The organism is Pseudoalteromonas translucida KMM 520, assembly GCF_001465295.1.
GTDB lineage: Bacteria > Pseudomonadota > Gammaproteobacteria > Enterobacterales > Alteromonadaceae > Pseudoalteromonas > Pseudoalteromonas translucida.
In genome coordinates, this window is record NZ_CP011034.1 from 210203 (window position 1) to 224470 (window position 14268).

Here is a 14268-nt window from a genome sequence, read left to right on the forward strand (position 1 = left end):
CCATTTTTTTGTGTTAAAAAACTATAAAAAGCTTATAGCTAGTATATTTAGTATTATTTAAGCATGCTGTAAAGCAAAGCCATTACTGCCATTGAGCCAACCGCTAATATAAATAAGGTGCTTAAACGATTACGATGTTTGTGCAATGCCGGTACTTTATACACAGCAATCATGGGCATAATAAATAAAATCATCGCAATGATAGGGCCAGATAACTGATCCATCATATCGAGTATGCTTGGGTTTTTAACCGCGCAAAACCAAATAGCAAAGAACATTAGTACAGCACCTACCTTATCGGCAACTTTAGCGCTTATGTTCGATTGCTTAGTCACCAAGCCAGTAAAGCTTTCGCGTGCACCCAAAAAGTGCCCTAAAAATGACGACATAATCGCAATAAACGCCACCAATGGGCCAAGCGTAGCAATAAACGAATTGTCAGTAATGTTGGCAAGGTACGATAAAACCGACACATTCGCCGCTTTTGCCGCCGCCATTTGCTCGCCAGTTAGTGACAACACACACGAAAACACAAACAGCAATACAAAGGTAATTAACAGCAAGCTGGTACGCTTTAATATCGCCTCAGACTTAGCAACCGCTTTATTACCATAATGACCGCGTTGTACGTTAACAAAGCTCGAAATAGCCGCTGCGTGGCTAAACGAAAACACAATAATAGGAATCGACAACCACAATGTTTTACCAAAACTACCCACTGCAGGCAGCGCCATATTCGGCATTTGCCAACTAGGGATTAAATACAAGGATAAAAAAAACAATATGCCCACAAGCGGATAAACTAAAATAGCAAAAGCGCGAAGCATCAGCTTTTCGCCGCCCATCATTAAGGCAATCATACCTGCAACCAATACACCAGAAAGCAACACCCGCGATGGCGACTCCATGCCAAGCTGGTTCACCATAAAGCTGTCTACGGTATTGGTTAAACCGACACCGTAAATAAGTAAAATCGGAAAAATAGATAAAAAGTACAGCAAAGAGATTAACCGACCCGCGGTCACCCCAAAATGCTCCTCTACTACATCGGTAAAGTCAGCATCTTTATTTTTTGACGACAGCACAAACCGCGCTAAACCGCGGTGCGCTAAAAAGGTCATTGGAAAGGCCAAGCACGCCATAATAATTAACGGCCAAAAACCGCCAATACCAATATTAATAGGTAAAAATAAAATACCGGCACCAACGGCGGTACCAAATAGGCTTAACGTCCACTGTGTGTCGTGTAAAGTCCAAGAAGACTGTTTTGCTGTAGATGCATTAAAATGCGTAGCATCTTGAGAAGGGGGCATAAGCTCACCAGTTTTTTTTTTAAGAATAATAATGACGGCAAAGCATATAGTTTTTACTTAATGATTTCATTCGATAAACTAGCTTAATATTCGGTTATTTGTAGCGTACCAGTTACGCCTGTAATTAATTTGCAACAGCGTTATAAAAGTGAGCAGAGAATGGCAGTGGCTTTAGCTCAACGTTAAAAATAATAAGCAGGAAAGGTGCATTTAAAGGGGGTTTAATAACTACCCCATAAAATTTATGCACTGCAATCTAAGGTATAATTATTGTAAACCTCACTTTCCACCTAGGTTGTAAAGTGATTAAAAACAGGAGTTTTTGTGATATTTGAAACCTTGTCAGTTAAGCATTTAGCTATGTTATTGCAATTTGAATCAGAAAATAAAGCTTGGTTTGAATCAATGCTGCCGCCGAGAGAAGATTACTTTTATCGCGATTTAGGCATTAAAATGCATATTTATGATGCCATTATAAACATGCAATTAGGCACGCATTATTCGGGTGTGCTTATTGTTAATGAGCAAATTGTTGCGCGCGCAAATTTAAAAGATATAACAGGGCAAACAAATACTGCCGCAGTGGGTTATCGAGTTGCTAAAAATAGCATAGGTAAAGGCTACGCCAGCTTTTGCCTTAACGAATTAATTAGCATAGCCGCTCAGCATTATGCAGTTAACCAGTTAGAAGCCTTAGTACTAGATAATAACCCCGCCTCAAAAGCCGTACTATTAAAGTGTGGCTTTAAAGCGCAATCCCATAAAGACAACTACATGACAATAAACGGACTCACATTAGGCGTTACACACTTTTCACGTGCGCCAATTTAAGTGTTTTTAGAGGTGGACTTGGAAGATTAAAATATTGTTGTCAACAGCGGTTATGCGTTGGGTTTCGTTGCACTCAACCCAACCTACGGTGTTTAAATTGTCATTGAGCTGCTAGTAGCTTAAGCCCGCAGCTCGTTGCACTTTACTCTTCAATAGCTGAGACAATAAAATACGGGTTTAAGTATTCATCTTTAGTGTTATAAATTAGCGGGCTGCCATCAAGTTTAGTCACTTTAGCGCCGGCGATTGCGGCAATGGCATGGCCTGCGCCTGTATCCCACTCACAGGTTGGGCCTAAGCGCGGGTAAATATCGGCGCTGCCTTCGGCCACTAAACATAGTTTTAGTGAGCTGCCTTTTGAAACCATTTCAACATCGGCAAAGCGTTTTACAAATTCGGCTAAATCAGGTGAGGGGTGTGAGCGGCTGCCAACGACGCGTATTAGCCCTGTGTTTGGTTTGGTAGTTACTTTTAGTTCTATTCGCTCATCGCCTTTGTCTTTAAATGCGCCTATGGCTTCGCTTGCTAAGTAAGATACGCCAAGGGCAGGGGCGTCTACTACGGCTAAAACCGGAATGCCATTTTCGATAAGTGCGATATTTACGGTGAACTCACCATTTTTTTTAATAAACTCTTTAGTGCCATCGATAGGATCTACTAGCCAGTAACGTTTCCATGCTTTGCGAACTTCCCAGCTTATATCGGCGTTTTCTTCACTTAATATAGGAATGTCGGGAGTGAGCTGCTGTAGCCCTGCAACAATGATTTTATGAGCTGCTAAGTCGGCGTCGGTTACTGGGCTTTCATCGGCTTTGTATTCAACGTTAAAGTCCTTTTGATAAATTCCCATTATGGCGCTACCCGCTTTGCGGGCAAGGATCAGGGTTTCTTCTAGCAGTTCGGTTTGGTTCATTGGGGTTAACCTATATTATGTGCTGTTGTTTTAGATACGTTATCAGCTGAACAACCGATTGGTCTAGGGTGTTTTTACTGGTATCTAAAATTATTTCTGGATTGATGGGAATTTCGTAGCTGGAATCGATGCCGGTAAAGTGTTTAATTTCGCCTGCGCGGGCTTTTTTGTATAAGCCTTTAGGATCGCGGCTTTCGCACACATCGAGTGGGGTATCGATAAATACTTCGATAAATTCACCTTCATCTACTAGGCTGCGCACCATGTCGCGCTCTGCTCGAAAAGGCGATATAAACGCAGTAAGTACTAACAAGCCAGCGTCGGTCATTAGCTTTGCGGTTTCGCCTACGCGGCGAATGTTTTCAACTCGGTCTGCGTCGCTAAAACCTAGGTCTTTACATAAACCGTGGCGTACGTTGTCGCCATCGAGCAGGTAAGTATGAATACCTTGTTGATTAAGTGCGGCTTCTAGCGCGTTTGCTACAGTGCTTTTACCTGAACCCGAAAATCCGGTAAACCATATAATAGCGGGTTGATGTTTTTTTTGCTCACTACGTTGTGCTTTGGTGGTTGCGTAGTTATGCCAAACTATATTTTCATCCATAGTGAGTTATCTCTTTATGCTGTGAGTGCCGGTATTAAAACGGAAATACTAGCGGGATCAAGGTTAATACTGTTATTGAATAAATAATAGAAAGGGGCAAGCCCATCACTACATAATCTTTTAAACGATAGTTACCCGCGCTGTAAACCATAAGGTTAGTTTGATAACCAAACGGCGATATAAAACTTGCTGATGCGCCAAACGCAACCGCCATAATAAATGGCAGTGGGTCTACATTAAAGCCAACGGCAAGTGAATAGGCAACCGGAAACGACAAGGCTGCAGCGGCGTTATTGGTTATTAGTTCGGTAAATAATACCGTCATTAAAAATATTGCGATAAAAGCGCTATATGGGCCAAAGTCGCCAAGTACTACAAACATAGCCGCCGATATTTGCCCAGCAAGGCCCGTGCCTATCATTAGTTTTGCTAAGCCTATGGCGCTGCCAACTACGGCGAGTAACTCAATAGGAAAGCGACGCTTTACTTCGCTAAGCTTAATAGTACCGCAAAGCATTAAGCCAATCAGTAATACTAATAAGCCTTTAACTAATGGCACTAAGCCAATAATACTTAAGCCCAGTACAGCGGCAAAGCTTAGCAGCACAATGTTTGACTGTTTAGGGGCGAGGTGGGTTTGTAAATCAAACCCCGATATATACACAAACTCACGCTTTAAATTAGGCAAACTGTAAAAGCTTTTACCCGGGGCGAGTATTAGTGAGTCGCCTGCTTGTAAACGCACTTGCCCTAAACCACCTTGCAGGCGATCGTGGCCGCGGCGAATAGCAATAACCGCCGCATGAAACTGCTCTCTAAAGCGGGCTTCTTTTACGGTTTTACCAATAAATTTTGAAGACTGACTTACAACAACCTCTACTAAGTGTTCTATGTCTTTTTGATGATTGTCGTGCACTACTTTTAAACCATCGAAACGCGTAAGTAAGGGGACTGATTTTATATCGCCCACAAAAAGTAATATGTCGTTTTGTTTAATTATTTGCTGTGGCGTGACCGCACAAATGCGTTGGTTATCGCGAATTATTTCGCCTAAAAATAAGTCTTTAAGTTCACGTAGGCCATTTTCTTCTACGGTGCGACCAATTAGCTTTGAACCGGCTTGTACTTTACCTTCAAGATAAAAAGGCACGACTTCTTGGTCGCTTTTACCGTTGTCGGGTAAGTATTTTAACATGACTAAAATAGTGATTAAGCCCACACTTAATGCGCCTAAGCCCACTAAGGTAAAGTCAAAAAAGCCCAGTGGCGCCATGCCCGCATCTACGGCAAAACCATTTACGATTAAGTTGGTAGATGTGCCAATAAGGGTAATAGTGCCGCCTAAAATAGCAGTGTACGATAGTGGTAATAGTAACTTTGAGGGCGAGTGATTGGGATTGTCTTTTATCGCGGTAATTAAGGAAGCAACCACGGCGGTGTTATTGGTAAACGAGGATAAAAATGCGGTCGAAAGCCCCAATTTAGTCACTGATTTAACTAAACTACCGCTCGATAGCGATTGCGCTAATTTTTGAATAAGGGTGGTTTTTTCAATCGCAATTGACACTAATATTAATAACACCAAAGTAATTAGCGACGGGTTAGTATAATTAACTAACATGCTTTCTAAATCTATTAGCCCTGCTAAGTAGCTGCTACCAATGGCTCCCACAAATAGCCATGCTGGATTAAGCCGAGTGCCAAAAAGGCACCCGACTAAAGTAAGCATAATGCCTGTTAAAATGAGCTGATCTACCATGCTTTATATCCTATAACAGGCTCAAAAAAGTATTATAACTTTGATATATCAAGCGCTTGCCAATGTGGAAAGTGCTTGCGTACTAAGGTGTTAAATTCAACTTCAAAAGCACTAAAGTTACTTTGCTGCGCTTGGCTTTGCAGTACTTGCTCTATCATACCGGCTGCAATAGTTAAGTTAGATAAGCGATCGATAAGTATAAACGAGCCAGTTTCGTGATTACTGTGATACTCATCGGCCAAAATAGTTTCGCTAAGTTCTAGCGTTACAATGGCGATTTCGTTTAACTGTAGAGTGTCGCTGCTACCATGCTCTAGGGTATTTACATCGATAGTGTGATCAATCTTAGTAACTTGAGCAGAGGTGTTTTTGCTACCAAGTTTAAAATTATAGCTTTTACCTAGCTGCAGCGGCGTTTCGTGCATCCACACTAATTTAGCTTGTAGCTGGTTGGTGACTATTGCCGTAGAACTTGCAGGTACAATGACATCGCCTCGGCTAATATCAATTTCGCTATTTAGCGTAACGGTAATTGCTTGGCCAGCTTGTGCACTGTCTAGGTTGCCATCAAAGGTAACAATTTCTTTAATACTAGAGGTTTTGCCCGATGGAAGTACTTTTATTGCATCACCCACTTGTAACTTGCCAGAGGCTAGTGTGCCCTGAAAACCGCGAAAGTTTAAGTTAGGGCGCGCCACATACTGCACCGGTAAACGTGCTTCAAAGTCAGTGTCGATTTGCGCTGCTGGCGAGTCTTCTAATAACTCTAGCAATGGTTTGTCGGTGTAGTAAGGCGTATGTACAGAGCGAGTAACTACGTTATCGCCTTTAAGCGCCGACATAGGTACAAATTTAATGTTACTTACATTAAGTTGCTCGGCAAATTTTAAGTAGTCGGCTTTAATTTTTTCATAAACAGTTTCGTCAAAATCAACGATATCCATTTTATTAATAGCCACAACAAATTGCTTAATACCAAGCGAGTCACAAATAAAGCTGTGGCGCTTAGTTTGTACTTGCACGCCGTAACGCGCATCCACCAAAATAATGGCCACATCGCTGGTTGATGCACCCGTTACCATGTTACGCGTGTATTGCTCGTGCCCTGGGGTGTCGGCAATAATAAACTTGCGCTTAGCGGTTGAAAAGTAACGATACGCTACGTCAATGGTTATGCCTTGCTCGCGCTCAGCTTGTAGGCCATCTACAAGCAATGCTAAATCAAGGTCATCGCCTGCGTTACCTACTTTTTCGTTATCTTTATGCAGCGCTGCTAGCTGATCTTCATAAATTTGGTGGCTGTCGTGCAGTAGGCGGCCAATGAGTGTTGATTTACCGTCATCTACGCTGCCACACGTAAGCATACGCAATAAGCTTTTGTCTTGCTGGCGTGCTAGGTAGGCGTCTATGCCTATTTCTTTTACTTCGTTAAATGTGTCGTTATTTTGATTAGCCATTAGAAATACCCTTCACGTTTTTTCTTTTCCATTGAGCCTGCCGAGTCATGGTCAATAACCCGACCTTCACGTTCAGATGACGTAGATAGCAGCATTTCTTCAATAATTTCGGTTAATGAGCTGGCCGTTGATTCCACTGCACCGGTAAGTGGGTAGCAGCCTAAAGTACGAAAACGTACCGACTTCATCATTGGCACTTCACCCTCGAAAAGTGGCATACGCTCATCGTCAACCATAATTAGGGTGCCGTCGCGATCAACCACTGGGCGCTCTTTGGCTAAATACAAAGGCACCATGTCGATGTTTTCTTGATAAATATATTGCCAAATATCCAACTCGGTCCAGTTAGACAGTGGGAATACACGAATACTTTCACCTGGATTTACTTGGCTGTTGTACGTATTCCAAAGCTCTGGGCGTTGGTTTTTAGGATCCCAGCGGTGGTGCTTATCGCGAAATGAATAAACACGTTCTTTAGCGCGTGACTTTTCTTCGTCGCGGCGTGCGCCACCAAAGGCGGCATCAAAGCCATATTTGTCGAGTGCTTGTTTTAAACCTTGCGTTTTCATTATATCGGTATGCTTACCAGAGCCATGTTCAAACGGGCTAATACCAATTTCCATACCTTCTGGGTTTTTATGCACTAGTAGCTCAAAGCCGTATTCTTTAGCAATACGGTCACGAAATTCAATCATTTCGCTAAACTTCCAATTAGTGTCTACGTGTAATAACGGAAACGGAATTTTTGCAGGGTAAAATGCTTTACGCGCTAAGTGCAAAAGTACCGACGAATCTTTACCAATTGAGTAAAGCATTACTGGGTTCTCAAACTCAGCGGCGACTTCGCGCATGATTTTGATACTTTCAGCTTCAAGCTGCTGAAGGTGAGTTAAAGCCATTGTTAGTCGTCCTACTAAAATAATTAAAAGTTAAAATCTAATATATGTATAAAGCTTATGCCACATCGGTAAGTGGTTGCGCAAAACTGCTAGTTTGCGCTTTGGCACCAAACCAATGTAACTCTTGGTGCAAGGATGCTACTTCGCCAATAATAAGCAGCGCAGGAGAAACCACACTGTTACGCGTAATTAAATCGGCAAGCTCGCCCAATTTCCCAGTAATTACGCGTTGATTTTTACGGGTGCCGTTTTCAATAATGGCAACGGGTGTATTAGCGCTGCGGCCATGTTTTAAAAGCTCAGCTTGTATATGTGGCGACTTTATCACGCCCATATAAATAGCTAAGGTTTGATTTGGTTTAGCCAGCGATTGCCAATCGAGTTCTTGACCGTCTTTTTTACAATGCCCGGTTACAAACTGAATCGCTTGTGCGTGGTCACGATGGGTAAGCGGAATACCCGCATAGGCACTGCATCCGGCGGCGGCAGTTATACCAGGTACAATTTGATAATTTACCTTGTTAGCTGCCAGTACTTGTACTTCTTCACCACCACGGCCATAAATAAACGGATCGCCACCTTTAATACGGCATACTTTTTTACCTTGCTTGGCTAAATCGACCAGCATTTGGTTTGTGTCTTGCTGTGCTACGCTGTGATCGCCTAAACGCTTGCCTACACAAATAAGGTCGGCATCGCGGCGCACTAGTTCCATAATTTCGTCAGATACTAAATAGTCATAAACCACTACATCGGCTTGTTGCATAAGTTGCAGTGCCTTAAGTGTCAGTAATTCAGGATCGCCAGGGCCTGCACCTACTACATAAACCTCGCCTCCGGGCTCGGCTTTAGCATTTAGCATTTGCTCTAACTGTTGCTCTGCGGCTTGGGTGTCGCCGGTTTGTACTTTACTAACAACAGATGAGTCGAATACGCCTTCCCAAAACTGGCGACGATCGGCAAAGTGCTTAAAGCGTTGCTTTACTTTGCTTCTAAAGCCACCTACAAGCGTTGCCAGCGGGCCAATATGTTGTGGTATTAGGGTTTCTAGTTTTTCGCGTAGGCGGCGCGCTAATACCGGTGCAGTGCCTGCGCTTGAAATAGCAATAGTGATAGGGTTGCGATCGACAATCGATGGAAATATAAAGGTGCACTTAGGCTGATCGTCAACTACATTAACAAAAATGTTATTCGCATCAGCCAGTTCAAACACTTGGCTATTTACATGCTCTAAATCTGTAGCAGCAATTACCAGCATCATATTTTTTAAATGTTGCGCGTTAAAGTAGTCGTGTATAAGCGTTACTTTATTGTCGCTAGCAAGCTCAATGAGCTGTTGGCAAAATTGGGGAGCGACTAAAGTAATACTGGCACGCGCTTTTAAAAGCGCGCTGCATTTGCGCAACGCAACATCTCCACCGCCAACAACCAATACAGGTTTGTTGTCGAGTTTGGTAAAGATAGGTAAATACTGCACGTTAATCACACCCCTAAAATAAATGGCTCGTTTAGCCTAATAGCCACAATATAGCGCCACATACTAAGTAAAAAATAATTAAAACCCACTCGTTATAACTAAAAGTTATAACGAGTGGGTTTTTAAGGCCGAAATCTTAATTAGTAAGGCTTTGCGGTCGGTTGCATGTAAAACTAAGGGCTTAGAGTGTTTGGTTATGAGCTATAGCAAGTTTAGGTTACTATAATTATAGGTATTAAATCACGGTATAAATATGATGAGGTTACTATGATTAAACAACAAAAAGAGGCTGCTTTGGCTGTCGCCTTAATGGATTTAACCAGCCTAAATAGCGACGATAATAGTGCCGCTATTAATAAATTAGTAAACAGCATTAACCCTAAATTAGGCACGCCCGCTGCAGTATGTGTTTACAGTGATTTTGTAGCAGAAGCAAAAGTAGCCTTAGCAACCAGAGAGCTAAGCCATATAAAAGTAGCCACAGTAACTAACTTTCCAACGGGTGACGCGCCTTTAAATACCGTAATAAGCGAAACACTAATTGCCATAGAGCGCGGCGCAGATGAAATTGATTTAGTTATTCCATATAAAGCATTAATAGCGGGTGATAAAAGCCGTGTGCTTGAGTATGTTACCGAGAGCAAAAAAGTCTGTGGGTCGCGCGCTCAACTTAAAGTGATTATAGAAAGCGGCGAGTTACAAACACCTGAGCTAATAGCATCAGCCACATTATTAGCTATTAAAGGCGGTGCCGACTTTGTAAAAACCAGTACCGGTAAGGTCGCCGTTAATGCCACGCTTGATGCGACAAAAATTATACTCAATACCATTAAAGAGTCGGGCAAGCTAGTTGGCTTTAAAGCGGCGGGAGGGGTTAAAACGCTTGCTGATGCGAGCGATTACTTAACCCTTGCAAGCACTATTATGGGTAATGACTACTTACAAGCAAATACCTTTAGATTTGGCGCATCAAGTTTATTAACTAATGTGTACGCGGTATTAAATGAAGCGTGATAGCGAACAAGAAAAACAACAGTTAGAGCACGATGCAGCGAGGTTGTTTTTACGTTGTTATGAGCAGCAATACGGTATTCATATGCGCCATATTTGGCATAATGAGCCCAATAAGCCCGACGTTAGCTGCTACAAAGGCGATCAGCAGCTTGATATTGAAGTTGCGCACTTATACGCCAGTGAAACCGAAGCAATGGCAGTGCTTGGCCGGCCACTGTCAATTCCAATGCAGCGGGCGTTGGCCGATATGGCGCAAGCACCGAGTGAGCAAAGGTTACGCCTAGCGTTAGAGAGGTTACTGGAGCAAAAAGCCACTAAGTCTTATCATTCAGCGCGAACTTGGTTATTAATTCGCAATGCCAGCACTATTTGGCATAAAGCTGACTTTGATGCTCAGCTTGAAAAGATCAGTGTGCCGCAAACGCATGCATTTGAGCAAATTTGGTTGTTATGCGATTTTTATCGAGGCGAGTTGGTACGTTTATTTTGATTTTTTTACGGTAACTCATTGCAGGAATGACTTTTTATTGCATAAATAAATATTAATTTAGCGAGTTAAGTGGTTAAATAATGCGGTGTGTAAATTAACGGTGAAGATTTTATCAGATGGCAATCTTTACTCTTGTGTTAATGAACTGCGTAAGTATAATAGGCATCCACTTTGCAGGGGCGTAGTTCCAATTGGTAGAACAGCGGTCTCCAAAACCGACGGTTGGGAGTTCGAATCTCTCCGCCCCTGCCAATATTACTCGCGATGCGGGTAAGTCTGGGGTTAAAAATCGGTTTAAATAAGTCTGTTTTTAAGTTTAGATTTTAATGGATTAACCCTACCATAGCGTAGGGTTGTTGTGTCTGTAGTTAAGGTAATAATATTATGAGCACGAATGTAGAAACGCCATCAAGTGCGATGGAGTCAGTAAAGTGGTTAGTAGCAATAGTGCTACTTGCAGGCGCAGTTGTTGGTAATCACATGTTTGCAGATCAGTCTGTATTGCTACGTGCGATTGGCGTTGTAGTTGCAATAGCAGCTGGTTTAGCAATTGCCTCGCAAACAGCTAAAGGACGTGCTTTCCTTACTTTTGCTAAAGAAGCAAGAATTGAAGTGCGCAAAGTAATTTGGCCAACGCGTCAAGAAACTATCCACACGACATTAATTGTAATGGTTGCAACAGCGATAATGGCACTTATCCTTTGGGGATTAGATGGCATTTTATTCCGCGCTGTAGGCTTTTTAACTGGATTGGAGATCTGATCCCATGTCGGATGAGAACAACGAAATAAAGCTACGTTGGTACGTAGTACAGGCTTTCTCAGGTTATGAGAAGCGTGTTGCACAAACTATTTTAGAACACATTAAAATCAAAGGCCTTGAAGAGAGCTTTGGTGAGGTATTAGTACCAACAGAAGAAGTGATTGAGATGCGCGCTGGTCAAAAGCGTAAATCTGAGCGTAAGTTCTTCCCTGGTTATGTACTAATTCAAATGGATATGAACGATAAAAGCTGGCATTTAGTTAATAGCACAGAACGTGTTATGGGCTTTATTGGTGGTACGTCTGATCGTCCTGCACCAATTAGTGCCAAAGAAGCTGAGCGTATTCTAAATCGTCTACAAGAAAATGCTGAAGCACCTAAACCTGCGACCTTATTTGAACCAGGTGAAGTTGTTCGTGTTACAGACGGTCCATTTGCTGACTTTAGCGGTGTTGTTGAAGAAGTTGACTATGAAAAGAGCCGCGTTAAAGTGTCGGTACTTATTTTTGGTCGTTCTACACCGGTTGAACTTGAATTTGGTCAAGTTGAACAAGATAAGTAATTGATTAAAAAAGTGATGCTAAATTTTTTATAAAATTTGGCACGAAGCTTGAAAAAGGCCGCTGATTAACTTATAATCAGCGGCCTTTTTGTATTTGGGTAAATTAATTTTACTCTGCAAAAAGTACGAAACAATTTTTTAAATTGGGGAGCCGTTAGAGTACGCGTCCTCGCGCGCACAAGGCTGAGACCCACTTAATGAGGTATTTATAATGGCTAAAAAAGTTGAAGCTCTAATCAAGCTACAAGTTGCCGCTGGTATGGCTAATCCTAGTCCACCAGTAGGTCCTGCACTAGGTCAACACGGTGTAAACATCATGGAATTCTGTAAAGCGTTTAACGCACGTACAGAATCTATCGAAAAAGGCGCTCCAGTTCCTGTAGTGATCTCTGTTTACGGTGACCGTTCTTTTACGTTCGACATGAAAACTCCACCTGCGGCATACTTGCTACTTAAAGCAGCTGGCGTTAAATCAGGCTCAGGCCGTCCTAACACTGAAAAAGTAGGCACAGTAACTCGTGCTCAACTTGAAGAGATTGTTGAGACTAAACGAGCTGACCTTACAGCTTCTGATTTAGAAGCTGCGGTTCGCACTATCGCAGGATCTGCTCGTGCGATGGGCTTGAGCGTAGAGGACTAAGAATATGGCTAAATTAACTAAACGTATGCGTACTATCCGCGAAAAAGTGGAAGTAACTAAAGATTACGAAATCAACGAAGCGATCGCGCTTTTAAAAGAGTTAGCGACAGCTAAATTCGTAGAAAGTGTTGACGTTGCTGTTAACCTTGGTATCGATGCTCGTAAATCTGATCAAAACGTTCGTGGTGCAACTGTACTACCTAACGGTACTGGTCGTGACGTTCGCGTTGCAGTATTCACACAAGGCGCTAACGCAGAAGCTGCGAAAGAAGCCGGTGCTGAATTAGTAGGTATGGAAGATCTTGCTGAGCTAGTTAAAAAAGGCGAGATGAACTTTGACGTTGTTGTTGCATCACCAGACGCTATGCGTGTTGTTGGTCAACTAGGTCAAATCTTAGGCCCACGTGGTCTAATGCCAAACCCTAAGACTGGTACAGTAACACCTAACGTTGCTGAAGCAGTTAAAAATGCAAAAGCGGGTCAAGTACGTTACCGTAATGACAAAAATGGCATCATCCATACTACTATTGGTAAGGTTGATTTCACTGCTGAGCATTTACAACAAAACCTTGAGTCATTAATTGTTGCGCTTAAGAAGGCTAAGCCTTCTCAAGCTAAAGGTGTTTACTTGAAGAAAGTAACTATCTCAACAACAATGGGCGCAGGCGTTGCTGTTGACCAAAACACTTTAAGCACAACTGTAGCTTAATCGGTGTTTACATGGCGTGAAATTTGTACTATAATTTCGCGCCATTTTGTTGATTAATTCGTTTTTCAGCAAAGTAAAGAATTCGGGTTGAAGTCCATAATTTCGTTGCGCCTTAGGGTAAAGCGATAAATTGGACTTCCGTCCAAGACCGTAGGTGGCTTCGGCCTTAATATTCACCTACGTAGACGGTGTAGACCCCAGATAGATTTTTCCTAATCCTTCTGGCTCTCGCCGTAAAAAGCATCTCTATCTTGATTGATAGAGAAGAGTAGAACAGGGGACACCGAGTGTCGGTAACCCCATTAAACCAGGAGTAACACCCATGGCTTTAAATCTTCAAGGCAAACAAGCAATAGTTGCTGAAGTCAACGAAGCAGCCAATGGTGCTCTATCTGCAGTTGTTGCAGATTCTCGTGGTGTAACAGTTGGCGCAATCACTGCCCTTCGTAAAGAAGCTCGTGCAAATGGTGTTTGGATGAAAGTTGTCCGTAACACTTTAGCAAAACGTGCTCTTGAAGGAACACAGTTTGAGTGCCTTTCTGATTCATTTGTTGGTCCAAGCTTAATCGCTTTCTCATCAGAGCACCCAGGTGCTGCTGCGCGTATCTTTTCTGCTTTTGCAAAAAAGAACGAGAAATTTGAGCTTAAAACGGCCGCTTTTGAAGGAAATGTTGTTGATGCAGCAATGCTTGCTACATTACCTACATACGACGAAGCTGTTGCACGCTTAATGAGCGCTATGAAAGAAGCGTCTGCTGGTAAATTGTGTAAAACAATTGAAGCAGTACGTGTACAGAAAGAAGAGCAAGCTGCTTAATTTTAAGCTGTTTAATCCCTT

The 14268-nt window shown here is 42.4% G+C and carries 15 protein-coding genes and 1 tRNA gene; 9 read left to right on the forward strand and 7 right to left on the reverse strand.

The genetic code is table 11. From position 1 onward, the window contains the following. Window positions 1–53: 53 nt before the first annotated feature. A complete protein-coding gene (locus tag PTRA_RS01000; RefSeq protein WP_058372351.1) occupies window positions 54–1313 on the reverse strand; it encodes an aromatic amino acid transport family protein in 1260 nt (419 codons plus the stop codon). A 324-nt stretch (window positions 1314–1637) separates the two neighbouring features. Here PTRA_RS01000 and PTRA_RS01005 point away from each other — a divergent pair, with 324 nt between their 5' ends. Further along, window positions 1638–2144: a GNAT family N-acetyltransferase gene (locus PTRA_RS01005; RefSeq protein ID WP_058372352.1), complete on the forward strand. Its 507-nt coding sequence runs from the start codon at window positions 1638–1640 to the stop codon at window positions 2142–2144. A 142-nt stretch (window positions 2145–2286) separates the two neighbouring features. On the opposite strand, the gene cysQ is transcribed toward PTRA_RS01005, so the two are convergent. The 6 genes from cysQ to cysG are packed head-to-tail and all read right to left on the reverse strand — an operon-like array spanning window position 2287 to window position 9253. Continuing rightward, window positions 2287–3057 (reverse strand): 3'(2'),5'-bisphosphate nucleotidase CysQ, encoded by a 771-nt coding sequence (gene cysQ, locus PTRA_RS01010; RefSeq protein WP_058372353.1) that lies wholly within the window; start codon window positions 3055–3057, stop codon window positions 2287–2289. A 10-nt stretch (window positions 3058–3067) separates the two neighbouring features. Beyond that, on the reverse strand, window positions 3068–3661 hold the full coding sequence (gene cysC, locus PTRA_RS01015) for an adenylyl-sulfate kinase (RefSeq protein WP_058372354.1): 594 nt from the start codon (window positions 3659–3661) through the stop codon (window positions 3068–3070). Window positions 3662–3695: 34 nt separating this feature from the next. Next, a complete protein-coding gene (locus tag PTRA_RS01020; protein ID WP_058372355.1) occupies window positions 3696–5420 on the reverse strand; it encodes an SLC13 family permease in 1725 nt (574 codons plus the stop codon). Window positions 5421–5452: 32 nt separating this feature from the next. Further along, window positions 5453–6877 carry a sulfate adenylyltransferase subunit CysN gene (gene cysN / locus PTRA_RS01025; protein ID WP_058372356.1) on the reverse strand — a complete coding sequence of 475 codons (1425 nt, stop codon included), beginning with the start codon at window positions 6875–6877 and terminating at the stop codon, window positions 5453–5455. After that, the gene (gene cysD, locus PTRA_RS01030) at window positions 6877–7776 is read right to left on the reverse strand and encodes a sulfate adenylyltransferase subunit CysD (RefSeq protein ID WP_058372357.1); all 900 of its coding nucleotides are present in this window, start codon (window positions 7774–7776) and stop codon (window positions 6877–6879) included. Before cysD ends, cysN begins: the two co-directional genes overlap by 1 nt. Before the next feature lie 55 nt (window positions 7777–7831). Continuing rightward, window positions 7832–9253: a siroheme synthase CysG gene (cysG, locus tag PTRA_RS01035; protein WP_058374484.1), complete on the reverse strand. Its 1422-nt coding sequence runs from the start codon at window positions 9251–9253 to the stop codon at window positions 7832–7834. Between the two features lie 267 nt (window positions 9254–9520). On the opposite strand from cysG, the gene deoC reads away from it, so the two are divergent. The 8 genes from deoC (at window position 9521) to rplJ (ending at window position 14247) form a co-directional block, all read left to right on the forward strand. Further along, on the forward strand, window positions 9521–10267 hold the full coding sequence (gene deoC, locus PTRA_RS01040) for a deoxyribose-phosphate aldolase (protein WP_058372358.1): 747 nt from the start codon (window positions 9521–9523) through the stop codon (window positions 10265–10267). Then, window positions 10257–10757 (forward strand): hypothetical protein, encoded by a 501-nt coding sequence (locus tag PTRA_RS01045; protein ID WP_058372359.1) that lies wholly within the window; start codon window positions 10257–10259, stop codon window positions 10755–10757. Before deoC ends, PTRA_RS01045 begins: the two co-directional genes overlap by 11 nt. A 175-nt stretch (window positions 10758–10932) precedes the next feature. Beyond that, a tRNA-Trp gene (locus tag PTRA_RS01050) sits at window positions 10933–11009 on the forward strand. 132 nt (window positions 11010–11141) lie between these two features. After that, window positions 11142–11519, forward strand: a complete 378-nt coding sequence (secE, locus tag PTRA_RS01055; RefSeq protein WP_058372360.1) for a preprotein translocase subunit SecE — start codon at window positions 11142–11144, stop codon at window positions 11517–11519. A gap of 4 nt (window positions 11520–11523) precedes the next feature. Continuing rightward, entirely contained in the window at window positions 11524–12081 is a 558-nt protein-coding gene (nusG, locus tag PTRA_RS01060; protein ID WP_011326935.1) for a transcription termination/antitermination protein NusG, read from the forward strand. A gap of 211 nt (window positions 12082–12292) precedes the next feature. After that, a complete protein-coding gene (gene rplK, locus PTRA_RS01065; RefSeq protein WP_058372361.1) occupies window positions 12293–12721 on the forward strand; it encodes a 50S ribosomal protein L11 in 429 nt (142 codons plus the stop codon). A gap of 4 nt (window positions 12722–12725) precedes the next feature. Beyond that, on the forward strand, window positions 12726–13430 hold the full coding sequence (gene rplA / locus PTRA_RS01070) for a 50S ribosomal protein L1 (protein ID WP_058372362.1): 705 nt from the start codon (window positions 12726–12728) through the stop codon (window positions 13428–13430). 322 nt (window positions 13431–13752) lie between these two features. Beyond that, a complete protein-coding gene (gene rplJ, locus PTRA_RS01075; protein ID WP_011326938.1) occupies window positions 13753–14247 on the forward strand; it encodes a 50S ribosomal protein L10 in 495 nt (164 codons plus the stop codon). The last annotated feature ends 21 nt before the right edge of the window (window positions 14248–14268 follow it).

Excerpts from the sequence above, each read along its gene's own strand:
- PTRA_RS01045 (WP_058372359.1), top strand. The coding sequence starts at position 10,257 with ATGAAGCGTGATAGCGAACAAGAAAAACAACAGTTAGAGCACGATGCA.
- PTRA_RS01020 (WP_058372355.1), bottom strand. The coding sequence starts at position 5,420 with ATGGTAGATCAGCTCATTTTAACAGGCATTATGCTTACTTTAGTCGGG.
- cysD (WP_058372357.1), bottom strand. The coding sequence starts at position 7,776 with ATGGCTTTAACTCACCTTCAGCAGCTTGAAGCTGAAAGTATCAAAATC.
- cysQ (WP_058372353.1), bottom strand. The coding sequence starts at position 3,057 with ATGAACCAAACCGAACTGCTAGAAGAAACCCTGATCCTTGCCCGCAAA.
- deoC (WP_058372358.1), top strand. The coding sequence starts at position 9,521 with ATGATTAAACAACAAAAAGAGGCTGCTTTGGCTGTCGCCTTAATGGAT.
- rplJ (WP_011326938.1), top strand. The coding sequence starts at position 13,753 with ATGGCTTTAAATCTTCAAGGCAAACAAGCAATAGTTGCTGAAGTCAAC.
- rplA (WP_058372362.1), top strand. The coding sequence starts at position 12,726 with ATGGCTAAATTAACTAAACGTATGCGTACTATCCGCGAAAAAGTGGAA.
- nusG (WP_011326935.1), top strand. The coding sequence starts at position 11,524 with ATGTCGGATGAGAACAACGAAATAAAGCTACGTTGGTACGTAGTACAG.
- cysC (WP_058372354.1), bottom strand. The coding sequence starts at position 3,661 with ATGGATGAAAATATAGTTTGGCATAACTACGCAACCACCAAAGCACAA.
- PTRA_RS01000 (WP_058372351.1), bottom strand. The coding sequence starts at position 1,313 with ATGCCCCCTTCTCAAGATGCTACGCATTTTAATGCATCTACAGCAAAA.
- cysN (WP_058372356.1), bottom strand. The coding sequence starts at position 6,877 with ATGGCTAATCAAAATAACGACACATTTAACGAAGTAAAAGAAATAGGC.
- secE (WP_058372360.1), top strand. The coding sequence starts at position 11,142 with ATGAGCACGAATGTAGAAACGCCATCAAGTGCGATGGAGTCAGTAAAG.
- rplK (WP_058372361.1), top strand. The coding sequence starts at position 12,293 with ATGGCTAAAAAAGTTGAAGCTCTAATCAAGCTACAAGTTGCCGCTGGT.